The sequence below is a fragment of the Promicromonospora aerolata genome, from assembly GCF_042682255.1.
Classification (GTDB): Bacteria; Actinomycetota; Actinomycetes; order Actinomycetales; family Cellulomonadaceae; genus Promicromonospora; species Promicromonospora aerolata.
The window spans coordinates 2,391,487-2,415,621 of sequence record NZ_JBHUHF010000001.1; the positions used below are offsets into that span (position 1 = coordinate 2,391,487).

Genomic DNA, 24,135 nt, shown 5'->3' on the forward strand with positions numbered 1-24,135 from the left:
TTCCTTGCTCAGACGCGGTCGAACGGTGCCCAGGAGCGGACGGCGAACCGGCCGCCGTCCCGCTCCACCTGTACGCCGCCGTGGCCGCCGAGGTGCGCGGGCAGCACGAGCGCGTTGTGGTCGGCCGCCCAGCCGAGCAGGCGCCGCCGGGTCGCCCTCGCCTGCGCGGGGTGCTCGCAGAAGCAGCTGTTGGTGTCGGGCTCGACGATCTGCAGGGGCGTGTGCAGCAGGTCGCCGACGAAGAGCGCCCGGTCCGTGCCCGACTCCAGGGTGAGCACCGACGAACCAGGTGTGTGCCCGGGCGCGAGGTCGAGACGTAGGTTCGCGTCGATCTGGTGGCTGTCCTCCCACAGCAGCGCCTGGCCCGCCGTGTGCACCGGAGCGACGCTGTCCTCGAAGACGTTCTGGTTGCCTCGGCCAAGGTTCGGCTCATGTCCGCCGGCCGGGTCCCAGAAGTCGAAGTCGGGCCGCGGCATCAGGTAGGTGGCGTTGGGGAACGTCGGCACCCAGGCCCTGTCGTCGAGGTAGGTGTTCCAGCCCACGTGGTCCACGTGCAGGTGGGTGTTGATCACCAGGTCGACGTCCTGGGGCCGTACCCCGGCGCGGGCGAGGTTGCCGAGAAAGTCCGTGTTCAGCCGGCTCCACACCGGTGCGTACGGCCGCTCCTTGTGGTTGCCCACGCCGGTGTCGACCAGGATCGTCCTGCCCTCGCTGCGCAGCAGCCAGGTCTGGATGGCCGACTGGCAGACGTGGGTGTCCGGGTCGACGAAGTCCGGCGTCAGCCAGGACTCGTTCCGCTGCCACGCCCCGTCGGGACTCTCGGGAAAGAAGGCGTCCGGGGTCATCCCCACCGGACCGAAGTACTCCATGACCCGGGTGACCGTGACGTCACCCAGCACGATCTCGTGCATGTCTGCTCCCGGTGCTCGATTGGCTCCCGGCCACCCTGCGGCGCCGGGAGCCGTGCCCACCAGCCCCGGTCCTGCATACCCCTGGCAGGGTCAGGCACGACGGCGGCGCGGCGGCACATACTGGGGCCATGAGCGCTTCCGGAACGCTGGGCGGTTTTCTCCGCGCCCGCCGCGGCGGCCTACGCCCCGAGGACGTGGACCTGCCCCGGTACACCGACCGACGGCGCGTCGCCGGGCTGCGGCGCGAGGAGCTCGCACAGCTCGCGGGGGTCAGCGTGTCCTACTACACGCGCCTGGAGCAGGGGCAGTCGGTCAACGCGTCCGACGCCGTCCTCGACGCTCTCGCCGGAGCCCTGCGGCTCGACGACGCCGAGCGTGGCCACCTGCACGAGCTCGCGACCCAGCGGGCCCGGCCGCTGCGCCGGCCACCATCCGAGCGGGTCGACCACCTGACCCTCGACCTGCTGGGTGCGCTCGGTGACGCGCCCGCCATGGTCCTCGGCAGGAGGACCGACGTGCTGGCCTGGAACACGCCGGGGCACGCGCTGCTGGCCGGGCACGTCGACCGCACCTCGCCCGACCGGCCCGCTGACCGGCCGAACCTGGCCCGGATGCTGTTCCTCGACCGGCACACCCGCGAGCTCTACGTGGACTGGAACCGCAAGGCCCGCGCCGTCGTCGGCAACCTGCGCCTCGTCGCGGGGCGCCACCCGGAGGACGCCCTGCTCGCCGCCCTCGTCGGCGAGCTGTCCATGAAGAGCCCGGAGTTCGTCGCGCTGTGGCGGGACCACCGGGTCAAACCGTGCGAGGCCGACGAGCACGAGCTCCGGCACCCTGTGATCGGCGCGCTCACGGTCACGCAGCAGATTCTCCAGCTCGCGCGCATGCCGGAACAGTCGGTCACCGTGGTCACCACGAAGGCGGGCTCCAGTTCGGCGGACGCGATCAAGCTGCTCGGTGGGACCTTCACGAGCACGACGAAGGCCCCGCCGGTCACGGCGAGGCCTTCGACATAGGGCTAGGGCAAAGCCCCTACAAACATGACGAAACGAGGTGGCCCGTCAGGGCACACCTCGTCTCGAAGGGGAGTGGAGCTGCCGGGAATCGAACCCGGGTCCGGTGACGCTTTTCGAGTACTTCTCCGGGCGCAGTCTGCTATGGATTTTCTCGGCCCCCGCACTCGCGCAGACACGTTCGCGGACAGGCCCAGTCATCTAAGTGTTCCCGCAGCCCCGATGACGAGAGCTACGAGCAGTGGCTTCCTAGATGACGCCGGCTACTGGGACGGAAGCGGTTCCCAGGCCGACGGAGTTCGGGCTCGCTCAGGCGGCGAGGGCGAACTCGTTGCGCGAGTTATCGGCAACTATGTGTTTGCAGGCATCGTTTACGAGATAAGCCTGCGTCCTCGGCCCGCTTCTCCTCGAAGCACGACCACCGTCGAAACCGATCAGCCCCTATGTTGTTGTCAACTGCCCCGTCCGGGCCAGGCCCGTGCGGAACATCTCCAGTCTAGGTGACAACCCCGCCGACGGGAACGTTATTTCCGTAACAGTCGGCTGGGCGCCGTCCGGGACCGGTCAGCCGAGCATCTCCTTCTGCCGCATGGCGCGCTGCGCCTCGCGCATGTCCTGCTGCTCACGCAGGGTCTGCCGCTTGTCGTACTCCTTCTTGCCGCGTGCCAGGGCGATCTCGACCTTGGCCCGCCCGTCCAGGAAGTACAGCGACAGCGGGATCAGGGTGTGCCCCTTCTCCCGGGACTTCGATTCCAGCCGGAGGATCTCCTCGCGGTGCAGCAGCAGCTTGCGCCGGCGCCGCGGCGCGTGGTTGTTCCACGTGCCCTGGAAGTACGCAGGGATGTGCACGTTCTCGAGCCACGCCTCGCCACGGTCGATGTTGGCGTAGCCGTCCGTGAGGGACGCCCGTCCCATCCGCAGCGCCTTGACCTCGGTACCCGAGAGCACGAGCCCGGCCTCGAAGACGTCCTCGATCACGTAGTCATGACGGGCCTTCTTGTTGTTCGCCACGATCTTGCGCGGATCGTCCTTCTTGGCCATGGTCTCCCTCCGGGATCTGCTGGTGCGGCGTGCCCCGTGCGGGCAGCGCGACGACCCAGTTTACGCACCCGGCCTCGGCGGACCAGGCTTTTACAGCCAGCTCATCGGGTCGACGGTCGAACCGTTGATGTACACCTCGAAGTGCAGGTGGCAGGCGGTCGAGGTGCCGGTGGTCCCGGAGTAGCCGATCACCTGTCCGCGCGAGACCTGCTGGCCCGCCGACACGGCGAAGGAGGTGAGGTGGTTCGCGCTGGTCATGACGCTGCTGCCGCCGGACGAGTAGCCGTGGTTGATCAGCACCTGGTTGCCCAGGCCGTCGAGGTAGCGCGCGTACTGCACCGTGCCGTCCGCCGCAGCCAGGATCGGTGTGCCGCAGTACGCCCGGAAGTCGGTGCCCGCGTGCAGGCGCGAGTACTGCAGCACCGGGTGGAACCGCATGCCGTACGACGAGGTGACGACGGGGCTTGCCGTCGGATAGCCGAGGAACGACACGCTGCCGGCGCTGCTGCCTCCGCCACCACCGGACGAGCCGCCCCCCGACACGGAGCCGCCCCCGGACGAACCGCCGCCGGAGGAGCCGCCGTCCGACGAGCCGCCACCGGACCCGCCGGCGTTCTCGCGCGCCTCCCGCGCCTCCCGTGCCTCGCGTTCCGCCCGCTCCTGAGCCAGCCGCTCGTCCCGCTCCTCCTGCTTGCGGATGATCTCCTTGAGGTCGGCCTCGATGCCGCTCAGTTCCTGCTCGGTGTCCCGCATGTTCTGCACCGCGATGTGCTTGCGCTGCTCGATGCGGGCCTTGAGCCGCTCCTGCTCGGCGATCAGGCGTTCGATCTCCGCCTTGCGCTCCACCGCCGCCTGCTTGGCCTGCTCCTTGGACTGCACGTTCTCGTCCGCCAGGCGCTTGAGCTCGGTGACCACCTCGCGGATGGCCGACAGCCGCGCCTGCAGGTTGCGGGCGGTCGCCTCGGCGTCCTGCAGCTCGGCGAGCGTGCGCGCCCGGATCCGGGCAGCCGACGACGACACCGAGTACCCGTCGATGAACTCCTCGGTGCTCTGGGCCCCGGTGACGAGGCCCATCGTCGAGGTGTCGCCCGAGCCGCGGAACTCCTCGCGCGCCATCTGCGCGATGTCGTCGCGGGCCTCGTCGACCTTGCCGGCGCCGTCCTGGAGCTGCTGGCTGACCTTCGCCTCCTCCAGCTGAGCGTCGGCCAGGCGCTGCGCGAGCATCGCCGCCTCCCGCTCCGCCCGTTCGAGCTCGGCCTCGGCGACGGCCAGCTCCGCCTCCGCCACGGGCAGGCGCCCCTCGACCTGGTTCAGCTCCAGCACCGCGTCGGCCAGCTGGCTGTCCGTGTGCTCCAGCTCGGACTCGAGGCTCTCGCGTTCGGCCTCCTTGGCCTGCTGCTCCCGTTCGGCGGCGGCACGACGGTCGTCGAGGTCGTCCGCGTGGACGGCGGTCGCGCCGCCCAGGAGGAGGACGGCCGCGAGGACGGCGGCGACCGGCCCGCGGCCACGGCGGGCGGGACCACGGCGGCCGGGACGTCCGGGCAGAGCCGGAAGGGTTCGGGCAGTGAACATCAGATCCTCGTGTACCGGTTCAGGGTGAAGAAGGACGAGAGCGCCGCAAGGGCGACCGCGATGATCACGAGCAACGGTGCGACGCGGAGCACGTCGACCTCGCTCACGTAGGCCACCCAGTCGACCGACCGTTCGAGCCAGTCGCTGACCATGAACCGCACCCCCAGCCACAGGCCACCACCGGCGAGCAGCGAGCCCAGCACGGCCGCGAGAGCGCCCTCCAGGAGGAAGGGCAGCTGGATGAACAGGTTGGACGCGCCCACCAGGCGCATGATCTCCGTCTCCTTGCGCCGGGAGACGGCACTGAGCCGGATGGTGGTGGTGATCAGGAGCACCGCCGCCAGGAGCATGACGCCGGCCAGCCCCGCCGCGAGCAGGGTGGCGACGTTGAGCGTGCGGAACAGCGGCTCGAAGACCGCGCGCTGGTCCTCGACGATCTCCACGCCGTCACGCCCGGAGAGCACGTCACTGACGACGGCGAACTGCTCGGCGTCGGACAGCTTGAGGCGCAGGGACGCCTGCATGTCGTCGGCCGTCAGCTGCGTGCCCTGGTAGCCGTCCGGGTAGCGCTCGCTGAACGCCTCGAACGCCTGCTCCTTCGACTCGAAGTAGACCTTGCTGACCTCGTCCGACAGCTCGGTGTCGATGACCTGCCGCACGGCGTCCACCTGCTCGTCGGTCGCCTCGCCCGTGGCACAGGTGGGCGACACCGAGCCCTGCGGGCAGAGGAACACGGAGACCTCGACCAGGTCGTACCAGTCGTCCTTGAGCTTGCCGATCTGCGCCTGGAGCAGGGCCGCGGCACCGACGAACGTCAGCGACACGAAGGTCACGAGCACCACGGCCACGACCATCGTGGTGTTCCGGCGCAGACCGGAGAACATCTCGCCCAGCACGAACTGGATGCGCACGGTCAGCTCCCCCGCACCGTCTGGACCGGCGCACGGGTACCGCTGCCCGGGGCGTCGAGCACCGCCGACGCGCCGACGTCGGGCAGGATCGACTCGCGCTCGCCGTAGCCGCCGCGCGCCTCGTCACGGATCACGACGCCGTCGGACAGCTCGACCACGCGTCGGCGCATCTCGTTGACTATCTCGTCGTCGTGCGTGGCCATGACCACCGTGGTGCCCGTCCGGTTGATGCGGTCCAGCAGGCGCATGATGCCCAGCGAGGTCGTGGGGTCGAGGTTGCCGGTCGGCTCGTCGGCCAGGAGGATCTGCGGCCGGTTCACGATGGCGCGGGCGATCGCGGCACGCTGCTGCTCACCGCCCGACAGCTCCGTCGGCATGCGCTTGCCCTTGCCCGCGAGGCCCACCATGTCCAGCACCTCCGGCACGGTGTCGCGGATGACGTGGCGCGGTTTGCCGATCACCTGCAGGGCGAACGCCACGTTCTCGTGGACCGTCTTGTTCTGCAGCAGGCGGAAGTCCTGGAACACCACGCCGAGCTGACGGCGCAGCGTGGGCACACGCCAGCCCGAAAGGTTCGCCACGTCCCGTCCCGCCACGTAGACGCGGCCGCGTGTGGGCCGCTGCTCGCGCAGCACCAGCGACAGAAACGTCGACTTGCCCGAGCCGGAGGCCCCCACGAGGAACATGAACTCGCCACGCTCGACATCCACGGAGACCTGGTCGAGGGCAGGTCGTGCGCCGCGCGCATAGACCTTCGACACGTTCTCGAACCTGATCACGAGCCCGAGACTAGGGGGGTGAAGTGGTGGCGTGTCGGGGAGACACGCCGAGGGCGCCCACCCGGTTGCCCATCAGCAGGTCAAGATAGTGGACAAATCAGACTGGACATGGCATTTCACCCACGGCAACCGTGACTGGCACAGGCGCTCAGTTCGGCGACGTGCCTCGGCGCCAGCGGATGCCGGCCTCGATGAAGTCGTCGATCGCACCGTCGAACACGGCCTGCGGGTTGCCCGACTCGTGCTCGGTGCGCAGGTCCTTGACCATCTGGTACGGCTGCAGCACGTAGGACCGCATCTGGTCGCCCCAGCTGGCCTTGATGTCGCCGGCCATCTCCTTCTTCTTGGCGGCTTCCTCCGCCTTGCGCAGCAGCAGCAGGCGCGACTGGAGCACCCGGTAGGCGGCCGCGCGGTTCTGGATCTGCGACTTCTCGTTCTGCATGGCGACGACGACGCCGGTCGGGATGTGCGTCATGCGCACCGCGGAGTCGGTGGTGTTCACCGACTGGCCGCCCGGGCCCGAGGAGCGGTACACGTCGATCTTGAGCTCGGAGTCCGGGATGTCGATGTGGTCGGTCTGCTCGATGAGCGGGATCACCTCGACCGCTGCGAACGACGTCTGCCGACGGCCCTGGTTGTCGAACGGCGAGATCCGCACCAGGCGGTGGGTGCCCGCCTCGACGGACAGGTTGCCGAACGCGTACGGCACGTTGACCTCGAAGGTCGCCGACTTCAGGCCCGCCTCCTCGGCGTACGAGGTGTCGCCCACCTTGGTGGGGTAGCCGTGGCGCTCGGCCCAGCGCAGGTACATGCGCATCAGCATCTCCGCGAAGTCGGCGGCGTCGACGCCGCCAGCGCCCGCGCGGATCGTCACGACGGCTTCCCGGGAGTCGTACTCGCCGTTCAGCAGCGTGCGCACCTCGAGCGCCGCGAGGTCCTTGCGGATCTTCACGACCTCTTCCTCGGCCTCGGTGATCGAGTCCGCGTCCTCCATCTCGACACCCAGCTCGACGAGCGTCTCCACGTCGTCGATGCGGGCGGCGAGCTTCTCCACCCGGTCGAGTTCGGCCTGCGCCGCCGACAACGCCGACGACACCCGCTGCCCCTCCTCGGGGTCGTCCCAGAGGTTCGGCGCCGACGCCTGCTCCGACAGCTCGGCGATCTTCGCCTGCAGCGCGGTGGGGTCGCTCACGGCCTCGATGGACTCGAGGGTGGCGCGGAGCGCCTTGATCTCTGCGGGAAAGTCGTTGGATGCCACGGTGTTCAAGGTTACCCGCGCATCGCGGTGCCCGACGCCGGGAAACGCTGCGCCGGCTCGACGACCGGTCAGCGAGCTCCCGGCTCCGGCAGCTCGCGGCCGAACATCTGCGCCGTCGCGCGGGCGCTCGGGGTCCCGGCGTCGACGTCGGCGCCGTGCTCGACGAGCACCCGGATCACGTCCGACTCGTTCTTGAACACCGCACCGGCGAGCGGCGCCTGGTTCTTGCCGTTCAGCCGGTTGACGTCGGCGCCCCGCCCGGCCAGCCCTTCCGTGAGCTCCGCGTGACCGTGGTAAGCGGCGAGCATCAGGAGCGTGTTGTCGGACTCGTCCGCCAGGTCCACCGGCAGACCCGCGTCCACGAGGTCCAGCAGCACGTCGGCGCCCTGCCGGGCGAGGTCGAAGATCTGGTGCGGCTCGAGGCGCGTGCCTTGCTGGTCGTCTCCGCCCTCCTGGGGAGGTTCCTGCTCGCTCATGTCCACAATCTATCCGGTGGGGCCCGCCGGGTATCCGGTAGGGCCCGCCGGCTATGCGGTGGTGCCCGCCGGCCATGCGGTAGGGCCCGCCGGACCGGGCTGGGCCCGAGCGCTCGGCTTGGCCGGGTGGCCTGGCTCAGCGACTCAGGCTGGACGGGTGGCCTAGGTCAGCGACTAGGGCTGGCGGCTAGGGCTGGACGGCTCGGGCTGGACGGCTCGGCTTGACCGGCGGCCCGCCCCCCGGGCCGACTGCAGACTTCGTCGGCGCAACGTTCGCCGACTGCAGACTTGGTCGCGGATGCGACCTGCAGCACCGCACCTAACTCTGCAGTCGGCATCCGGGGTCGCAACGAATTCTGCAGACGGGCACCCGCGGACCACCGACTTGCCCCTGACTGGCAGCCTCGGTCACCCGGTGTCACCCGGCGTCACCCGGCGTCACCCGGCGTCACCCGGGCGCCACCCGGCGCCACCCGGCGCCACCCGGCGTCACCCGGCGCCACCCGGGCGCCACCGGCCACACCGGCCACACCGGTCGCACCGGTCGCACCGGTCGCACCGGTCGCACCGGTCGCACCGGCCACACCGGCCACACCGGTCGCACCGGTCGCACCGGTCTGGACTCAACCCGCCCGCGCCGTCGACGACGCCGACACCCTGATCCCGCCGCCGAACGCACCGGTGAACCAGTCCAGCAGCGGCGGGCGGGACACGGCGGTCAGCGTCACGCGGGCCGACCGGCCGTCCGGCGAGGACGCCACCGCCACCGCGACGGCCATCCCGGGCGGGTGCTCCGCGAGGTACTGCTCGACGGCGGCACGCACCGCGGCGTCGGACAGCGTGAGCGGAGCGCCGGGTGCAGGCACGCCGGCGCCCGTGTAGAAAGCCTCGGGCGACATCGCGCTCGCAGCGTCGGCCGCCGCGAGGTCCGCCACGTCGTAGAGCGCCTTGCGGTCCAGGTGGACCGCGCTCGCCGACGCGACGACCGCGACGAGCATCAGGGCAAAGGCGACGAACGCCGAGGTGAGTAGCATGATCCGCCCGCTCTCGCCGTTCGCCGGCGACTCCCAGCGGCGCCGCGGCGGATGCAGCCGGCATACGACGCCCCCACTGCCCTCGTTGCCCTCGTTGCCCTCGTTGCCAGCGGTTGATCTGTCAGGGCGCCTCATGCACTCATTATGTGGCTGAACATCGACTCGCGCGCGGCCGGCGCTGCCCCTCCGCCACGTCCACGAAGGCCAACCGCGATCTGGTCCCGAAAACCTAAACGTTTAGCCTTAGAAAACGTTTAGCAGAATCTCTTGACAGCAGCGCACGCACGTAGAAATCCTTTTCCATGTTCGACGCGCCAACGACGGCACGTCCCACACGAAGGGATCAACGATGACCCGAAAGCTCACCCCACCGCGCCCCCGGCGCAGGTTGCGAGCCATCTCGCTCGCCACCCTGACCGCAGTGGTGCTCGCCGGCGGCGTGGCCGCCACCACGGCACAGGCGGCTGGTAGCACGTTGCAGGCAGCGGCCTCGGAGTCGGGCCGGTACTTCGGCACCGCGATCGCCGGGCACAAGCTCTCCGACTCGCAGTACACGACCATCGCGAACCGCGAGTTCAACATGGTCACCGCCGAGAACGAGATGAAGCTGGACGCGACCGAGCCGAACCAGAACCAGTTCAACTTCAGCGCCGGCGACCAGATCGTGAGCTGGGCACGGAGCAACGGCAAGCAGGTCCGCGGCCACACGCTGGCCTGGCACTCGCAGCAGCCCGGCTGGATGCAGAACATGAGCGGCTCCGCCCTGCGCAACGCGATGCTCAACCACGTCACCCAGGTGGCCACCCACTACCGCGGCCAGATCCACTCCTGGGACGTGGTGAACGAGGCGTTCGCGGACGGTTCCTCCGGCGCCCGCCGCGACTCCAACCTGCAGCGCACCGGCAACGACTGGATCGAGGCGGCGTTCCGTGCCGCCCGGGCTGCCGACCCGAACGCCAAGCTCTGCTACAACGACTACAACACCGACAACTGGTCCCACGCCAAGACCCAGGCCGTGTACAACATGGTCCGCGACTTCAAGGCCCGGGGTGTGCCGATCGACTGCGTCGGCTTCCAGGCGCACTTCAACAGTGGCAACCCGGTGCCGAACAACTACCACGAGACGCTGGGCAACTTCGCAGCCCTCGGGGTCGACGTCCAGATCACCGAGCTCGACATCGCCGGCTCCGGCACCTCGCAGGCGGAGCAGTACCGCGGCATCGTCCAGGCCTGCCTCGCCGTCGCGCGCTGCACCGGCATCAGCGTCTGGGGTGTGCGTGACTCGGACTCGTGGCGAGCCGGTGACACACCACTATTGTTCGACGGCAACGGCAACAAGAAGGCCGCGTACCACTACACGCTGGACGCCCTGAACGCCGGCGGCGGCACCAATCCGGACCCTGACCCCAGCGACGGCTGCACGGTCACCGTCACCCGGTCGAACGAGTGGAGCGACAGGTTCAACGTCTCGCTCGCGGTCTCCGGCAGCTCTGCCTGGCGCGTGGCGATCCAGCTGCATGGCGGCCAGACCTTGCAGAACTCGTGGAACGCCACGGTCTCCGGCACCAGCGGAACCTTGACGGCGACGCCGAACGGGGCCGGTGACAACTTCGGCATCACGGTCTACCGGAACGGCAACAGCAACCTCCCCACGGCGACCTGCTCGGTCCCGTGACGTCCTGACCACCACGACGACGGCCCGCGCCCCCAGGACGCGGGCCGTCGCCCTACCTGGTCGCCGCCCCCGGAGTCGGTCGCCGCCCCCGGAGTCAAAGGTCAGTGCCGCTCCTCCGCGTACCGGTCGACGATCCCGGTGCGAGCAGCCTCGACCGGGACGGACAACGGCACCCAGCCGCGCACGGCATCGGGCAGCAGCGGCAGCGGCACCTCCACGCGCACGACGGCGCCCACGGCTGCGCCCGGCGTCAGGCACGGAGACGCCGAGCACTCCAGCGACAGGGCACCGTCGTCGCGTGCGAAGCCCTGGTCGGACAGTGCGATCCCGACCACGCTCTCCGCTCGACCCGCCCCGGCCGCCGTCGAGTCAGCGGTGACCATGGCGCGCACCGCCTCCCTGGCCGCAGCCTCAGCGGCGAACGCGCCGGCCTGGACCCGGCCCAGCGTCACCACGAGGTAGACCAGGGGTATCAACAGGATCAGGGCGACGCCGAGGAACTCAACCATCGCGGAGCCGCGCTCCCCCGGCGCCCCGGTCAGGTTCACCACGTCTCCTCCAGCGCGTGCCCGCGGACCGTCAGCGTGCCGCCGGGGCCCAGCAGGCCGACCACGGGCAGCGGCGCCCGCACCGTCACCTCGATGACCGGGGCACCGTCGAGGGTGGTGCGGCCCGCCGTGACGTCGCGGGCGTAGGCGCCGGTCAGGGCATCGGCCAGGAGCGCCCGAGTACGCGCGGCGCCGTCGGCCAGGCCCCGGTCGGCGCGAGCCGCCACCCGCGCGCCCTCGGCCGCCGCGTCGGTGGCGAGGGAGCGCACGTGCACGGCGAGCGCCACCTGCACCACCCCGAGCAGCAGGGCAAGGACCAGCACGGACACCAGCAGGAACTCGACGGCGGCGGAGCCGTGCTCCGGCCGGTCGGAGCTCACCCCTGACCTGTGACGCTGCTGATCGCCTGCCGGAACGCGTTCTCCAGCAGCGGCCCGGCCACCGCCCACAGCGCCACCACGAGGCCCGCGGTCATCAGCGTGACGAGCACCCATCCGGGCACGTCGCCCCGCTCGCCGTCGTCCGCACTCTTGAGCTCGTGGTCGTCGCGCATGGCGCTTCCTTTCGTCGGCAGACCCGTTCGCAGAGTCATGTCAGAGCCCGATCCGGAGGGTGGCCAGGCTGGGGAAAACAGCGAAGACGACGGTGACCGGCAGCACCAGGAACACGACCGGGACCATCATCAGGATCTCCTTGCGGCCGCCTGCCTCCAGCAGGGAGCGACGGCCGGCCTCGCGCACGTCGTCCGCCTGTGCCCGGAGCACCTCGGCGAGCGGGGTGCCGCGCTCGAGCGCCACGACGACGCCCTCCGCGAACCGGGAAAGGGGCGGCAGGCCGGAGCGGTCCGCGAGCGCGGTGAGGGCCGCGGTCACGGACGCACCGGCCCGGACCTCGGCGACCATGCGCCGGATCTCCCCGGCCAGCTCGCCGCGCGCCGTCGAACCCACGCGCTCGAGGGCCGCCGGCGGGCTCTCCCCCGCCGCCACGGCAAGAGCCAGCAGCTCCGCGATAGTCGGCAGCTCGGCCAGGAGCCGCTCCTCGCGCCGCCGGACCCGCGTCGTGAGGGCCTGGTCGCAGGCCACGTACCCGCACCCGCCGGCGACGACGACGAGCGCCACCAGTGGCACCACCGCCGCACCGCGCGTCGCTGCGAGCAGCAGCGCGAGGCCGAGACCCGCGGCCAGCCCGGCCACCGTCCACACGACCTGTCGCGCACGGAAGTGGTCCACCGACTCGGCCGACCCGGCACGGTCGAGCCTGCGCCGTACCTCCTCGCGCGGCGAGCCGAACCGTTCGAGCCGCGCGCCGGCGTCGTGCAGGCCGAGCAGCCGCACCACCGCCGAGGTGCGGCTGACCTCCCGCAGGAGGGTCGACGACGCGTCCCGCGGGCGCAGGTACGGCGCGAGCCGCTCGTCGAGGGTGACGGCGCGCCCCCGCAGCCGGGCCAGCACGATCAGCAGCCCCAGCGCGACGCCCAGCCCCGCGAGCGCCCCCGCCGCCCAGCCCGTCACCGCAGCACCCTGCGCTCGGCGGGCAGCCGGCCGATCCGCAGCATCACCCGGTAGGCGACGAGTGCACAGAGCCCGCCGGTGACCAGCACGGCGATCCCGGTGGGCGAGTCGTAGGCGCTCGCCGTCCCGGGCCGGGTGGAGAGCAGCGCGAGGACCACCCACGGCCCGGCGACCGCCACGCGCGCGCCGTTCACCGTCCAGCTCTGACGTGCCTCCAGCTCGCCACGCGTCGCGGCGTCCTCTCGCAGGAACCCGCTGAGCGTGCGCAGCAGCCGGCCCAGGTCCTGGCCGCCGACCTCGCGGGTGAGGCGCAGGGCCTCGACGATGCGGTCGGCCACCGGGTCGGCCAGCCGCTCCTTGAGCGCGTCGAGCGCGTCCCCGAACCGGCCGCCTGCGCGGTAGTCGTGGGCGAACCGGCCGAACGGCTCCCGCAGCTCGACGGGGCCGCGGTACCCGAGCTGGGCGACGGCCTCCGGCAGGGACAGCCCGGCTCGTACCCCGGAGGCGAGGTGGTCCACCACCTCCGGCCAGACGTCCCGCAGCGCCCGACGGCGTCGGCGGGCTCGCGCGCGGACCAGCACGACGGGACCGGGCGCCGCGAGCACCGCGAAGCACGCCGCGATGACGGGCGAGCGCGTGAGCGCGAGCCCGAGCAGCAGGGTCACCACGCCGAGCGTGGCGCAGGCGCCGACGAGCATCCCTGGCGTGACGGACGGCGCTCCGGCCTGCGTCAGCAGGTCGCGCGTGCGCATCTGCCAGGTCACGCGTCCGGTCGGCCGTGGCGTCGGGGTCCAGAACGACCACCAGACGCAGAAGGCGCCCACACCCAGGAGCAGGCCCACCACCACGCCCATCAGCGGGCCGTCCATGGCCCGGCGACCGCGCGGGCACCGACGCCCGCCCACGGGCCTCGGGTACCGACGTCCGCCCACGGGCCGCCGACGTCGGTGCCCGGCGCCGCGCCGACGGGAACGACCCGCGGGTCCGCGAGCAGCGCCCGCAGGTCGAAACCGGCGCGCTCGAACCGGTCCTCGCCGGGCGGCATCCCGTCACCCCGCCGCAGGTCGCCGTGCGCGTCCCGGTCGAAGATCCCGGCCGTCTCGATGCGCCCTTCCTCGACGCGGCCCGTCACGGCCACGATCTCGCGCACCTGGCGCCGCACCACGCCGTCCGTGGTCCGGCTGAGGCCGAGGTGCACCACCAGGTCCACCGCCGACGCGACCGTGGGCACCACGAACCGGTCGGACACGTTCTCCCCCGCCAGCAGCGGCAGCGTGGTCATCTTCGCCACCGCCTCGCGCGCGGTGTTGGCGTGGAGCGTGCACATCCCGGGGATGCCGCTGTTCAGGGCTATGAGCAGATCGAACGCCTCTGCCTCGCGCACCTCCCCGATCACTATCCGGTCGGGTCGCATCCGCAGCGCCTCCTTGACCAGGCGGCGCAGCGGCACCTCACCTGTGCCCTCGAGGCTCGCCGAGCGCGTCTGCAGGGCGACGTGGTCGCGGACCGGCAGGCGCAGCTCCCAGACCTCTTCGGCCGAGATGACCCGCTCGGACCCGGGGATCGACCCCGCCAGGGCGTTCAGCATCGTCGTCTTGCCCGCCTGGGTCTGCCCGGACACCAGCACGTTCAGGCCGGACCGCACCGCCGCGTCGAGGAACGTCGCGGCCTGGCCGGTCAGGGATCCGAGCCGCACCATGTCGGCCAGCGAGTGCGCCCGCACCACGTGCTTGCGGATGTTCACCGCGAAATGGGTCCGGGTGATGTCGGGGATCACCACGTGCAGGCGTTCACCGCCGGGCAGCCGGGCGTCGACGAACGGGCTCGACAGGTCGAGCCGCCGTCCGGAGGTCTTGAGCATGCGCTCCACCAGGTCGCGGACCTGCTCGGTGGTCAGGACCGTGCTGGTCAGCTCCGGTACGCCGCGCCGCGCGACGTACACGTGGGTCGGTGCGTTGAGCCAGACCTCCTCGATCTCGGGGTCGTCGAGGTAGGGCTGCAGCGGGCCGAACCCACCGACGGCATCCGTCACCGCCCGGGCCGCCGCCACCGGATCCACGAGCGGCGGCACCACGCCGACGCTCGCCCGGGTCGCGTAGTCACCCACCGCGTCCTCGACCAGGCTCGACAGCCCTGCCCGGTCCCCGATCGGGTCCAGTCCCCTGCGCCGCACCAGCTCGCGCACCTCGCGCTCGAGGATGCGCGCCCCCTCTTCGCCCATGGCCGACAACGCTAGAGCCAAATGTTCACCTTCGCAGGGCGCCCTGTGGATAACTTTCCTCAATGGCCGGAGTTATCCACCACATCCACAGGCTTGTCCACAAACGAGCAGGTAAAGAGGGTTGTCTGGGATGCCGGAGATGAACTCACGGTGGACGCCCGGTAGATATCGTCGTCCCCATGAGCTCCCTCCATTCACCCGGCCGCCGGGACCGCTGGCAGGACACCGCGAGCGCCGCAGGCCTGCTCGCCGACGACGGCAGCGTCGCCGTCACGATCTTCGCCGAGATGTCGGCGCTCGCCGCCCGCACCGGGGCGATCAACCTCGGCCAAGGGTTTCCCGACGTCGACGGGCCGGAGTACGTCAAGCAGGCGGCGATCCGGGCGATCGAGGAGGGCCGCAACCAGTACGCGCCGGGCGACGGGGTCCCCGAGCTGCGCCGCGCGATCGCCGACCACCAGAAGCGGCACTACGGGCTGGACGTCGACCCGGACACCGAGGTGCTGGTGACCACCGGTGCCACCGAGGCGCTGACCGCGTCGGTGCTGGCTCTGACGCGGCCGGGCGACGAGGTGCTCACGCTGGAGCCGTTCTACGACTCGCACGCGGCCGCGATCGGCATGTCCGGGGCGACGCACGTCACCGCTCCGCTGCTGCCCGGCCCCGACGGATTCCGGCTCGACGTCGACGCGCTCCGCGCGGCTGCCTCGCCGCGGCTGCGGATGATCCTGCTGAACTCGCCGCACAACCCGACGGGGGCGGTGCTGACGCGGGACGAGCTCGCGGCGGTCGCCGCAGTCGCCGAGGAGCACGACGCGATAGTGGTCACGGACGAGGTCTACGAGCACCTCACGTTCGGCGCGGAGCACATCCCGATCGCCACCCTGCCGGGCATGGCGACGCGGACGCTGACCATCTCGTCGTCGGGCAAGACGTTCTCGTTCACCGGCTGGAAGGTGGGCTGGCTGCACGGGCCCGCCGACCTGGTCACGGCGGTGCGGACGGTCAAGCAGTACCTCACGTACACGTCGGGCGCGCCGTTCCAGCCCGCCATCGCGCTCGCCCTGGCCGACGACGACACCCCCCGCGCCCTGACCGCGTCCCTCGCAGGCCGCCGGGACCTCCTGTGCGCCGGTCTGGAGGCCGCCGGGTTCACGGTCACCCGCCCGGCCGGCACGTACTTCGTGATGGCCGACGCCTCGGGCCTGCTCGGTCGCCTCGGGCTGCGCGACGGCGTCGAGCTGTGCCGAAGGCTGCCCGAGCTGGCCGGCGTGGTGGCGATCCCGGCGGCGGCGTTCTGCCGTGCCGGTTCCCCGACGGCGTCGGCCCTGGCGGCCCACGTGCGATTCACGTTCGTCAAGCAGGAGGCCGTCCTGCGAGAGGGCGCGACCAGACTGGCCGGTCTGGGCGTCCCCCTGGCTTAGTTGTACTGACCCGGCAGGACGGGTGAGTGGCCGGCTGCCGCCCCGACCCACCGGACCGACCGGCGACGCCGAACCGCAAGTTCCCCCGGCATCGACGATGCCGAACCGCAAGTTCCCCCTCAGCGACGACGCCGAACCGCAGCTTGCGTGTGAACCAGCACGCCGAACCGCAGGCTGACCGTCACGGACGACGCCGAACCGCAGGCTGAGCGTCGATCCGTGGCCCGATAGACGCTCAACTCGCGGCTCGGCGCCAGGACCTGGCGGGAACTTGCGGCTCGACACCAGAACCCGCGCACAACCTGCGGCTCGACACCAGAACCCGCGGGCAACTTGCGGCTCGACACCACGTCATCCCGCGACGAGCGAGATCGCCACGGCCAGCATGATCAGCGCGATCACGCCGTCGAGCACCCGCCACGCGTTCGGGCGCTGGAGCACCGGGGCGAGCAGCCGTGCGCCGTACGCCAGGGCTGCGAACCACGCGACGCTGGAGACCATCGCGCCGGCGGTGAACCACCAGCGTGCGTCGCCGTAGGCGGTGGCGACGGAGCCCTGCAGCACCACGGTGTCGAGGTAGACGTGCGGATTGAGCCAGGTCAGTGCCAGCGTGGTGAGGACCACGGGCTTCAGGCGCCGGCCCGGGCTGTCCCCCAGTGCGCCGTCCTCGGCCGCCGCGAGCGCCGTGGAGCCGCGGACGGCGCGCACGGCGGACATCGCCCCGTACCCCAGCACGACGGCGGCGCCGAGCCAGCGCACGGCGACGACGGCGTCGGGCCACCGCTCGACGAGCGGACCGAATCCGGCGGCCCCCGCGGCGTAGAGGGCGACGTCGGACGTGGCGCAGATCGCGGCGACCATGCCGACGTGCTCGCGGCGCAGGCCCTGTCGCAGCACGAAGGCGTTCTGGGCGCCGATGGCGACGATGAGCGAGAGGCCGAAGCCGAGTCCGGCGAGAAGGGCGAGCATGAGCCCACGCTAGGCAGGCCAACGACCTGAAGGCCAGTTCATGTTTCTGCGGGTGCATAAGCAGAACTGATGCTGCGTGATACTGGGGGCATGCGATGGGACTCCCGCCAGCTCGAGGCGCTGGCCGCCGTGGTGGCCGAAGGTTCGTTCGACGCGGCGGCCCGCGCCCTGCACGTCACGCCGTCCGCCGTGAGCCAGCGGATCCGCGCCCTGGAGAACGCGGCCGGGAGCGTGCTCGTCCGGCGTGCCCGTCCGGTGGCCGCGACGGCGTCGGGCCAGGCCCTGCTGCGTCTCGCCCGGCAGACCGAGCTGCTCGGCGCGGAGGTGGCCGCGGAGCTCGGCACCGAGACGGCGGGCGGTGACCCGGCCGCCGACGGCCGTGGCGACGACGGAACCTTCGTCACCGTGCCCCTCGCGGTCAGCGCCGACTCCCTGGCCACCTGGGTGCTGCCCGCCCTCGCCCAGGTCGACGGGGTCTGCTTCGACCTGCACCGGGCGGACGACAGCCGCACGGCCGACCTGCTCCGCGAGGGTGTGGTCATGGCGGCGGTCACGTCGCAGACCGATCAGGTCCAGGGCTGCCGCAGCACGCCGCTCGGCGTCATGCGGTACCGCCCGGCGTGCACGCGCGCCTTCGCGGAGCGCTGGTTCCCGGACGGCCCGACGCCGGAGGCGCTGGCCGCGGCACCCGTCGTGGTCTTCGACCGGACCGACGACCTCCAGGACGCGTACCTGCGCGAGCACGCGCCCGGGGCGCGACCGCCGCGACACCACGTGCCGAGCACCGTCGAGTACGAGGAGACCATCTACCTCGGACTGGGCTGGGGCATGCTCCTGGACCGGCCCTCGCTGGGCGGGCTCCCGGCCGGGGACGCCGTCACGCCGCTGGAGGCCGACACCGTGATCGACGTACCGCTGCACCTGCAGCAGTGGAAGCTGCGGTCCACCGTGCTGGACCGGGTCACGGCAGCCCTGCGAAAAGAAGCAACACGGCGGCTACTCCCTGCGTGAAATCTGGACGTACCCCCATCATTAACCCTGATCCAGTCCTTCCGCACTTCCGAATCATGAACCGGACATCCGCTGTCCGACTTCCTACCGTTCAGTCATGCTTTCCGCCCTTGCCGGCATGGCCTTCGGCCTCTCGCTCATCGTCGCCGTCGGAGCGCAGAACATCTTCGTCCTTCGCCAGGGACTGCGGCGGGAGCACGTAGGACTCGTCGCAGGCATCTGCGCCGTCAGCGACCTCGTACTCATCTCCGCCGGGGTCGGCGGGCTGGGCACCATGATCCAGAGCGCGCCGCTGGTGGTCGAGATCGCACGCTGGGCGGGTGCCGTCGTCGTCCTGGTCTACGGCGGGATGGCGGGGTACCGCGCCGTGAAGGGCCAGCGCGTGGTCATGGGGCGGCACAGCATGACCAACCGGACCGTCGGCGCCGCCGTCGCGACCACGCTGACCCTGACCTGGCTGAACCCCCACGTCTATCTCGACACCGTGGTGCTGGTGGGCGGGCTCGCCGCGACGCACGGCGACGACCGCTGGTGGTTCGGGCTCGGCGCCTGCCTGGCGAGCACCGCGTGGTTCGTCGCGCTCGGCTACGGGGCGCGCTACCTCGCCCCGCTGCTCGAGAAGCCCGGAGCGTGGCGGGTCCTCGACAGCGTCGTCGCGCTGACCATGGTGGTCGTCGCGGCTTCCCTGATCCTCACCGCCTGAACGCTCAGCCGCAGACCCCGTCCAGCAGCTCCTCCGGGCTCGGCTCGGGCTTCGGCTTCGCCGGCTTGTCCGTACCGTCGCCACCGGTCTCGTCGGACGCGGCGTCCCCGGTGTCAGGCTCCGCCGTACCACCCGATGCGGCGTCTCCCTCCTGCTCGGCGCCCGCCTCCGACCTGGCCCCGCCGTCGGTCGAGCCGTCGGCCCCGCCGCCGGTCGAGCCGTCCTGCGCCCCGCCGCTCGCGCTCGGCGCCTCCGATGGCTCCGCGTCCGGGAGCACCACCTTGTCCGGCGGGATGTCCGCCGCCATGCGCTCGAAGATCTCCGCGGCCTCCGGCTGCCAGGCCAGACCGCTCGCGGTGCCCTCGGTGACGTCGTAGACCGGCACCTTCGACATGATGATGTTCCGCTTGTTGATCTCCCGCAGCGACCAGGCGAGGCCCGCGACGTTCCCCGGGTCGGCGATGGCTGGGTCGGCGCTCAGGGAACCGAGCGCGGCGTTGATCAGGCGGAAGGTCTTGGTGGGGTCGGCGAGCGTCTCGGCGGAGAGGATCTGTCGGAGCGTCGCGTTGATGAACGACTGCTGCCGCTCGATCCGGGTGAGGTCGCTACCCATCTCCAGGCCCATGCCGGTGCCCTTGCGCACGCGCAGGAACTGGATGGCCGTCTTGCCGTCGAGCCTGTTCTCCCCGGCCGGCAGGTCGATGCGGGCCGAGGCCGGGTCCCCGTGGATCGCCTCGGGCAGGCACATCTTCACGCCATTGATCGCATCGACCACGTCGATCACGCCGTTCATCTTGACCACCGCGTGGTTCGTCACGGTTACCCCGGTCATGGCGTTGACCGTGTTGATGGTGCACGCGGCAGCATGCTTGAGCGACGTACCACCGCTACCGGCCTCGAAGGACGCGTTGAACTTGTCGCGGTACGGCTGGGTCTCGCTTCCGTCCGGAAGCTTGCACGACGGGATGTCCGTGAACGTGTCGCGCGGCAGCGAAGCGATCTCGATCCACTGCCGATCGGCCGAGATGTGCACCAGCATCGTCGTGTCCGACCGCATCCCGGTGACGCTGCCGCCGATGTCGGCGTTGCTGCCGTCCCGGATGTCCGTGCCCATCAGGAGCAGGTTGACCGGCTCGTCCTTGAACGGGTCGGAGGGGTTCTTGGGCTTGACCTGCTCGGCCACCAGACCGTCCAGGTCCTGGACCTCGATCTGCGAGATCGCGTTCTGGTACACCGTCGCGGCCGCGGCGGAACCGAACGCCATGGCACCCACCACACCCATCGTGATCCCGCGGACCACGAACATCTTGCGCCAGCTGCGGACGTGACGAGGCTGCCGCTCGCCCGATCGCGCATGCCGGGGAACACCTCGAATCATCTCGCCGACAGGTCGGACCGCCGTCCAGAAGTCAGTCGCCACGCACCGGAGACTATGGCCTCGATGCGACAAACGTGTAACTAAGTCCTGCTGTTCCCAGGCAATCCCCAGGCCGTGTTCCGCGGCTCAGTCGGCGCAGACGCCCGGCAGCAGGGAGGGCGACGGTGAAGCGCTCGGATCGCTCGACGGCGTCGTCCCGCCCGCTCCCGGGCCGCCGGGTCCGCCGGACGGCCGGTCCGACCCCGTACGGCCCCCGCCGCGGGGCGAGGGCGACGCGGACGGCGGCGGCTCGTCGGCCGCCATGCGCTCCCAGATCGCGTCGGCGTCCTCCGTCCAGATCACGCGGTTGGCGTCCGTCGGGGCGGGCACGACGGGAAGCTCCGTGAACACGATCTCGCTGGGGTCGAGGTTGCGGAGGCTGTAGGCCAGGCCGGCCAGCGCCGCCGGGTCGGCGAGACCAGGGTCCGCGGAGATCGCGCGCAGCACGGCCTGGATGGTGCGGTAGAGCCGCGGTGAGCTGGTCAGGACGTTCTGGTCGAGCACCTGGCGGACCAGCGCGTCGACGAACGCCTGCTGCCGCGTGATCCGCGCCAGGTCGCTACCCTGCTCGAGGCCGAGGCCCTCCCCGTGCCGGGCGCGGAGATAGCCGATGGCCTCGCGCCCGTCGAGGGTCTGCTCGCCGGCGGGCAGCTCGAACCGACCGTACGCCGGGTCCTGCACGAGCGGTTCCGGCAGGCACATCCGCACGCCGCCGAGGGCGTCCACGACGTCCACGACACCGTCCATCTGCACCACCATGTGGTGGGTGACGGGTACGCCCGTGAGGGTCTGCACCGTCGAGATGGTGCAGGCCGCGGCGTGCGTCAGGTCCTCCTGCGCACCGCCACCGATCGTGAACGCGCCGTTGAACATGCCGTACCTGACGCCGGACTCGGTACCGTCCGGCAGCTTGCAGGACGGGATCTCGACCAGCGAGTCGCGCGGGATCGAGACCACCTCGATGCGCGACCGGTCCCCCGAGATGTGCACCAGCATCGTGGTGTCCGAGCGCATCCCGCCGTCCCCGGCGCCCGCGATCTCGGTGTTCTCGCCCCCACGCTGGTCGGTGCCCAGGACGAGGATGTTGAGGCTGCGGCCGGCGAACGGGTCGTCCGGGTCCGGCTCCGACGACGGTGTGGGGCCCTGGACGAGGCCCGCCACGTCGCTGACCCCGATCTGCTGCTTCAGGTCGAGATAGACCGCGGCACCACCGACGGCGACCAGGGCGAGCACACCGACGACGACGAGCGCCGCGACTCGCGCGGCGCGGTGACTGCGCTGGGTATGGACGTGCCGGGGCACATGCGGAGCATAAGCATGTACCCCGGCACGGGGCCTCTTAAGTACCGGTGGGTCAGCTCACCGCGGCGGCACCGAGGTCCGGGTTGTCGGTGAAGAAGCCGTCCAGACCGGCATCCAGGAACGCCTGGACCTCACCCACCATGTCGCCGACGCCGTTCGGGTCGTTCGACGAGCGGAAGTCGGCGGCCAGGAACTGGTTCTCCCGACGGAACGTCCAGGCGTGCACCTCCAGCCCGACGGCGTGCGCGTCGTCGATCACGGAGCTCGGGGCGGCCAGCGTGCCGTCGGCGTTCCGCGGGATCAGTACGTTCTTCTCGGCGCCGATACCGTCGGCGTAGGTGGCGATCTCGGCGAGACCCTCGGCGGTGACCAGGTCCGCGTAGGTGCGGGGGTCGTCCGCGGCCTCGAGGTCGTAGGGCGCCCCGCTGCCACTGACCAGCTGGCCGAGGCGCACGTCCGTCATCGAGTCGAGGTCCTGCAGGTTGCCCACCTCGAACGACTGGACGATCACCGGGGCCTTCGGGTGGTCGAAGCCGTTCCGGCGCAGCTCGGCCACCAGCGGCTCCTCCAGGGACAGCCCCACCGAGTCGAAGTAGCTGGGGTGCTTGGTCTCCGGGTAGACGCCGACCGGCGCACCGGCGCAGGTGCGGCTGTTGCGGGCCAGGTCGAGCACCTCGTCCAGCGTCGGCACCTGGTAGAGCCCGTCGAACGGTGTGTTCTGGGGGCGGACCTGCGGCAGCCGCTCCTTGGCACGCAGGGTGCGCAGCTCCGCGAGCGTGAAGTCCTCGGTGAACCAGCCGGTGATCCGCGAACCGTCGATCGTCTTGGTGGTGCGCCGGTCCGCGAACTCGGGGTGCGCCGCGACGTCGGTGGTGCCGCCGATCTCGTTCTCGTGCCGCGCGACGAGCACGCCGTCCTTGGTCGAGACCACGTCGGGCTCGATGTAGTCGACGCACTGGTTGATGGCCGTCTCGTACGCGGCGAGCGTGTGCTCCGGCCGGTAGCCCGAGGCCCCACGGTGCCCGACGACGGCCACACCGTCGTCGGTCACGCGCTGCTTCCTCAGGTCCACGAGGGCCATCTCGGTGTCGTCCGGGGTACCCGGGACCCGCGCGTCGTTGCCGGGGTAGTTGTTGTCGTTGCCGATGAGCAGCGTGTCGCGGTCGACGAACAGGACGGTCTCGAAGGACTGGACGGGCAGGCGGAACGTGTCGCCCAGGCCGTAGCCCTCCCCGGCGTCGATGCCCCGCGGGTTGTCGATGCGCAGGGCGTCGACGACGAGCTCCTTGCGGACGAAGCCCTCGCGGTCCGTGCGGCCCAGGTCGATCTCGTAGACGCGCTTGGTGACCGACTGGTCGCCCTCGAAGTCGTCCCGCTCGATGAGCAGCATGGAGTCGCGGCCGGTGGCGAACGCGTCACCGATCACGTTGACCTCGCGGTCCGTCTGGTACGCCCAGCGCTTGCCCGTGTACTCGCCCCGGCGGGTGTCGAACTGGTAGATCCAGCGGCAACGCGCCTCGTCGTCGTCGGCCAGCGCGCCCTCGACCACCGGGTAGAGGTAGCGGCCGCCGTCGGCCAGGGCCTCGAAGCCGCGGCTGCCGGCGACGTTGGGTGTCTCGCCCTGCTCCAGGTACGGGTTCGCGGGCGACCTGCCGTCCGGGAACTCGTACGGAGCCTCGAGCAGCGTGCCGTCGGCGTCGAAGTGCAGCAGGAACGGACCGAACTCCTCGCCCACCCACAGCGTGCCGTCCTTGGCCCGGACCACCGACTCGATGTCGAAGTCGGCGCCGGTGAGCAGCCGCTCGTCGGTGTCGCCGTTGACGATGTCGAAGTCCAGGACACCGTTGCGGTCGTTGTACTCGATGAAGTCGAGCACCTCGATCTCGCCGGAGCCCTTGCGTCCGGTGTCCCACTGGGGCCGCACCAGGTAGTTGCGCAGCAGGAAGTCGGCGGAGTTGCCCTGGGCGCCGAAGCCGTTGTCCGGCTGGGCCCAGAAGGTTCCGTCGTGGTTGTCGACCATCGCGGAGAAGCCGGGGATCACCTGGCCCGCCCAGGGCCCTTGCCGCCCGTTACCAGGACTCGCCGCGGCGCCCGACGGCGGCCCCTCGGCCAGGTAGTCGGCCGACAGCGTGGCGCGGCCGGCCAGCGTGGCGGCGACGTGGGAACCGCCACGGTGCTCGGAACCCGGACCAGGACGGTGCTGGGGCCCCGCGGCGACGGCGGCGGCAGCGGGAAGCAGCAGCGATACCGCTGCCGCTACGGCCACCACGCGCGAGGCGCGGGTACGCATGGGTGTGCTCATGCCTGCGAGCCAAGACCGCGGAGCCGACCTCCTGGTGAATCGCGCCCGAAGGACGGG

Annotated in this window: 24 protein-coding genes and 1 other RNA gene; 5 read left to right on the forward strand and 20 right to left on the reverse strand. The window is 71.2% G+C overall.

The window, feature by feature from the left end:
• Positions 1-8 precede the first annotated feature (8 nt).
• Positions 9-911 (reverse strand): MBL fold metallo-hydrolase, encoded by a 903-nt coding sequence (locus ACFSL2_RS10790; protein ID WP_377197861.1) that lies wholly within the window; start codon positions 909-911, stop codon positions 9-11.
• A gap of 128 nt (positions 912-1,039) precedes the next feature.
• Between ACFSL2_RS10790 and ACFSL2_RS10795 the strand changes: the two genes are divergently transcribed.
• Positions 1,040-1,927: a helix-turn-helix transcriptional regulator gene (locus ACFSL2_RS10795; protein WP_377197862.1), complete on the forward strand. Its 888-nt coding sequence runs from the start codon at positions 1,040-1,042 to the stop codon at positions 1,925-1,927.
• A gap of 70 nt (positions 1,928-1,997) precedes the next feature.
• On the opposite strand, the gene ssrA is transcribed toward ACFSL2_RS10795, so the two are convergent.
• The 9 genes from ssrA to ACFSL2_RS10840 form a co-directional block, all read right to left on the reverse strand.
• Positions 1,998-2,366, reverse strand: a transfer-messenger RNA (tmRNA) gene (ssrA, locus tag ACFSL2_RS10800).
• 122 nt (positions 2,367-2,488) lie between these two features.
• Positions 2,489-2,965 carry an SsrA-binding protein SmpB gene (gene smpB / locus ACFSL2_RS10805; protein ID WP_377197863.1) on the reverse strand — a complete coding sequence of 159 codons (477 nt, stop codon included), beginning with the start codon at positions 2,963-2,965 and terminating at the stop codon, positions 2,489-2,491.
• A 90-nt stretch (positions 2,966-3,055) separates the two neighbouring features.
• Positions 3,056-4,537: a peptidoglycan DD-metalloendopeptidase family protein gene (locus ACFSL2_RS10810; protein WP_377197864.1), complete on the reverse strand. Its 1,482-nt coding sequence runs from the start codon at positions 4,535-4,537 to the stop codon at positions 3,056-3,058.
• Positions 4,537-5,448, reverse strand: coding sequence for a permease-like cell division protein FtsX (gene ftsX / locus ACFSL2_RS10815; protein ID WP_377197865.1), 912 nt, complete (start codon positions 5,446-5,448; stop codon positions 4,537-4,539). The genes ACFSL2_RS10810 and ftsX overlap by 1 nt, the downstream gene beginning before the upstream one ends.
• 2 nt (positions 5,449-5,450) lie before the next feature.
• Positions 5,451-6,227, reverse strand: a complete 777-nt coding sequence (gene ftsE / locus ACFSL2_RS10820; RefSeq protein WP_377197866.1) for a cell division ATP-binding protein FtsE — start codon at positions 6,225-6,227, stop codon at positions 5,451-5,453.
• Between the two features lie 148 nt (positions 6,228-6,375).
• Positions 6,376-7,485 carry a peptide chain release factor 2 gene (gene prfB / locus ACFSL2_RS10825; protein ID WP_377197867.1) on the reverse strand — a complete coding sequence of 370 codons (1,110 nt, stop codon included), beginning with the start codon at positions 7,483-7,485 and terminating at the stop codon, positions 6,376-6,378.
• Positions 7,486-7,553: 68 nt separating this feature from the next.
• Positions 7,554-7,967: an ankyrin repeat domain-containing protein gene (locus tag ACFSL2_RS10830; protein WP_377197868.1), complete on the reverse strand. Its 414-nt coding sequence runs from the start codon at positions 7,965-7,967 to the stop codon at positions 7,554-7,556.
• A gap of 422 nt (positions 7,968-8,389) precedes the next feature.
• Entirely contained in the window at positions 8,390-8,545 is a 156-nt protein-coding gene (locus ACFSL2_RS10835; RefSeq protein ID WP_377197869.1) for a hypothetical protein, read from the reverse strand.
• A 39-nt stretch (positions 8,546-8,584) separates the two neighbouring features.
• A complete protein-coding gene (locus tag ACFSL2_RS10840) occupies positions 8,585-9,130 on the reverse strand; it encodes a hypothetical protein (RefSeq protein WP_377197870.1) in 546 nt (181 codons plus the stop codon).
• Between the two features lie 214 nt (positions 9,131-9,344).
• Here ACFSL2_RS10840 and ACFSL2_RS10845 point away from each other — a divergent pair, with 214 nt between their 5' ends.
• Entirely contained in the window at positions 9,345-10,670 is a 1,326-nt protein-coding gene (locus ACFSL2_RS10845; RefSeq protein ID WP_377197871.1) for a glycoside hydrolase family 10 protein, read from the forward strand.
• 101 nt (positions 10,671-10,771) lie between these two features.
• Here the strand turns inward: ACFSL2_RS10845 and ACFSL2_RS10850 are convergent, their stop codons facing one another.
• The 6 genes from ACFSL2_RS10850 to ACFSL2_RS10875 are packed head-to-tail and all read right to left on the reverse strand — an operon-like array spanning position 10,772 to position 14,950.
• A complete protein-coding gene (locus ACFSL2_RS10850; RefSeq protein ID WP_377197872.1) occupies positions 10,772-11,218 on the reverse strand; it encodes a pilus assembly protein in 447 nt (148 codons plus the stop codon).
• Complete coding sequence (locus ACFSL2_RS10855; protein WP_377197873.1) at positions 11,215-11,598, reverse strand: TadE/TadG family type IV pilus assembly protein; 384 nt, start codon at positions 11,596-11,598, stop codon at positions 11,215-11,217. The genes ACFSL2_RS10850 and ACFSL2_RS10855 overlap by 4 nt, the downstream gene beginning before the upstream one ends.
• Positions 11,595-11,771 carry a hypothetical protein gene (locus ACFSL2_RS10860; RefSeq protein WP_377197874.1) on the reverse strand — a complete coding sequence of 59 codons (177 nt, stop codon included), beginning with the start codon at positions 11,769-11,771 and terminating at the stop codon, positions 11,595-11,597. Before ACFSL2_RS10860 ends, ACFSL2_RS10855 begins: the two co-directional genes overlap by 4 nt.
• Before the next feature lie 40 nt (positions 11,772-11,811).
• Positions 11,812-12,729, reverse strand: a complete 918-nt coding sequence (locus ACFSL2_RS10865) for a type II secretion system F family protein (protein WP_377197875.1) — start codon at positions 12,727-12,729, stop codon at positions 11,812-11,814.
• Positions 12,726-13,583, reverse strand: coding sequence for a type II secretion system F family protein (locus tag ACFSL2_RS10870; protein ID WP_377200801.1), 858 nt, complete (start codon positions 13,581-13,583; stop codon positions 12,726-12,728). Before ACFSL2_RS10870 ends, ACFSL2_RS10865 begins: the two co-directional genes overlap by 4 nt.
• Positions 13,583-14,950, reverse strand: a complete 1,368-nt coding sequence (locus ACFSL2_RS10875; protein WP_377197876.1) for a CpaF family protein — start codon at positions 14,948-14,950, stop codon at positions 13,583-13,585. Before ACFSL2_RS10875 ends, ACFSL2_RS10870 begins: the two co-directional genes overlap by 1 nt.
• A 179-nt stretch (positions 14,951-15,129) precedes the next feature.
• Here ACFSL2_RS10875 and ACFSL2_RS10880 point away from each other — a divergent pair, with 179 nt between their 5' ends.
• Positions 15,130-16,374: an aminotransferase class I/II-fold pyridoxal phosphate-dependent enzyme gene (locus ACFSL2_RS10880; protein WP_377197877.1), complete on the forward strand. Its 1,245-nt coding sequence runs from the start codon at positions 15,130-15,132 to the stop codon at positions 16,372-16,374.
• A 351-nt stretch (positions 16,375-16,725) separates the two neighbouring features.
• On the opposite strand, the gene ACFSL2_RS10885 is transcribed toward ACFSL2_RS10880, so the two are convergent.
• The gene (locus ACFSL2_RS10885) at positions 16,726-17,343 is read right to left on the reverse strand and encodes a LysE/ArgO family amino acid transporter (RefSeq protein WP_377197878.1); all 618 of its coding nucleotides are present in this window, start codon (positions 17,341-17,343) and stop codon (positions 16,726-16,728) included.
• Between the two features lie 90 nt (positions 17,344-17,433).
• On the opposite strand from ACFSL2_RS10885, the gene ACFSL2_RS10890 reads away from it, so the two are divergent.
• Positions 17,434-18,354 (forward strand): LysR family transcriptional regulator ArgP, encoded by a 921-nt coding sequence (locus ACFSL2_RS10890; protein ID WP_377197879.1) that lies wholly within the window; start codon positions 17,434-17,436, stop codon positions 18,352-18,354.
• Between the two features lie 97 nt (positions 18,355-18,451).
• Positions 18,452-19,057 carry a LysE/ArgO family amino acid transporter gene (locus ACFSL2_RS10895; protein WP_377197880.1) on the forward strand — a complete coding sequence of 202 codons (606 nt, stop codon included), beginning with the start codon at positions 18,452-18,454 and terminating at the stop codon, positions 19,055-19,057.
• 4 nt (positions 19,058-19,061) lie between these two features.
• Here the strand turns inward: ACFSL2_RS10895 and ACFSL2_RS10900 are convergent, their stop codons facing one another.
• From ACFSL2_RS10900 to ACFSL2_RS10910, 3 genes are all read right to left on the reverse strand, one after another.
• Positions 19,062-20,477: an LCP family protein gene (locus ACFSL2_RS10900; protein WP_377197881.1), complete on the reverse strand. Its 1,416-nt coding sequence runs from the start codon at positions 20,475-20,477 to the stop codon at positions 19,062-19,064.
• Between the two features lie 84 nt (positions 20,478-20,561).
• Positions 20,562-21,776, reverse strand: a complete 1,215-nt coding sequence (locus ACFSL2_RS10905; protein WP_377197882.1) for an LCP family protein — start codon at positions 21,774-21,776, stop codon at positions 20,562-20,564.
• A 52-nt stretch (positions 21,777-21,828) separates the two neighbouring features.
• Positions 21,829-24,078, reverse strand: a complete 2,250-nt coding sequence (locus ACFSL2_RS10910; protein ID WP_377197883.1) for an esterase-like activity of phytase family protein — start codon at positions 24,076-24,078, stop codon at positions 21,829-21,831.
• Positions 24,079-24,135: the final 57 nt, after the last annotated feature.

Excerpts from the sequence above, each read along its gene's own strand:
- ACFSL2_RS10790 (WP_377197861.1), bottom strand. The coding sequence starts at position 911 with ATGCACGAGATCGTGCTGGGTGACGTCACGGTCACCCGGGTCATGGAG.
- ACFSL2_RS10795 (WP_377197862.1), top strand. The coding sequence starts at position 1,040 with ATGAGCGCTTCCGGAACGCTGGGCGGTTTTCTCCGCGCCCGCCGCGGC.
- smpB (WP_377197863.1), bottom strand. The coding sequence starts at position 2,965 with ATGGCCAAGAAGGACGATCCGCGCAAGATCGTGGCGAACAACAAGAAG.
- ACFSL2_RS10810 (WP_377197864.1), bottom strand. The coding sequence starts at position 4,537 with ATGTTCACTGCCCGAACCCTTCCGGCTCTGCCCGGACGTCCCGGCCGC.
- ACFSL2_RS10840 (WP_377197870.1), bottom strand. The coding sequence starts at position 9,130 with ATGAGGCGCCCTGACAGATCAACCGCTGGCAACGAGGGCAACGAGGGC.
- ACFSL2_RS10845 (WP_377197871.1), top strand. The coding sequence starts at position 9,345 with ATGACCCGAAAGCTCACCCCACCGCGCCCCCGGCGCAGGTTGCGAGCC.
- ACFSL2_RS10860 (WP_377197874.1), bottom strand. The coding sequence starts at position 11,771 with ATGCGCGACGACCACGAGCTCAAGAGTGCGGACGACGGCGAGCGGGGC.
- ACFSL2_RS10870 (WP_377200801.1), bottom strand. The coding sequence starts at position 13,583 with ATGGGCGTGGTGGTGGGCCTGCTCCTGGGTGTGGGCGCCTTCTGCGTC.
- ACFSL2_RS10875 (WP_377197876.1), bottom strand. The coding sequence starts at position 14,950 with ATGGGCGAAGAGGGGGCGCGCATCCTCGAGCGCGAGGTGCGCGAGCTG.
- ACFSL2_RS10880 (WP_377197877.1), top strand. The coding sequence starts at position 15,130 with ATGAGCTCCCTCCATTCACCCGGCCGCCGGGACCGCTGGCAGGACACC.
- ACFSL2_RS10885 (WP_377197878.1), bottom strand. The coding sequence starts at position 17,343 with ATGCTCGCCCTTCTCGCCGGACTCGGCTTCGGCCTCTCGCTCATCGTC.
- ACFSL2_RS10890 (WP_377197879.1), top strand. The coding sequence starts at position 17,434 with ATGCGATGGGACTCCCGCCAGCTCGAGGCGCTGGCCGCCGTGGTGGCC.
- ACFSL2_RS10895 (WP_377197880.1), top strand. The coding sequence starts at position 18,452 with ATGCTTTCCGCCCTTGCCGGCATGGCCTTCGGCCTCTCGCTCATCGTC.
- ACFSL2_RS10910 (WP_377197883.1), bottom strand. The coding sequence starts at position 24,078 with ATGAGCACACCCATGCGTACCCGCGCCTCGCGCGTGGTGGCCGTAGCG.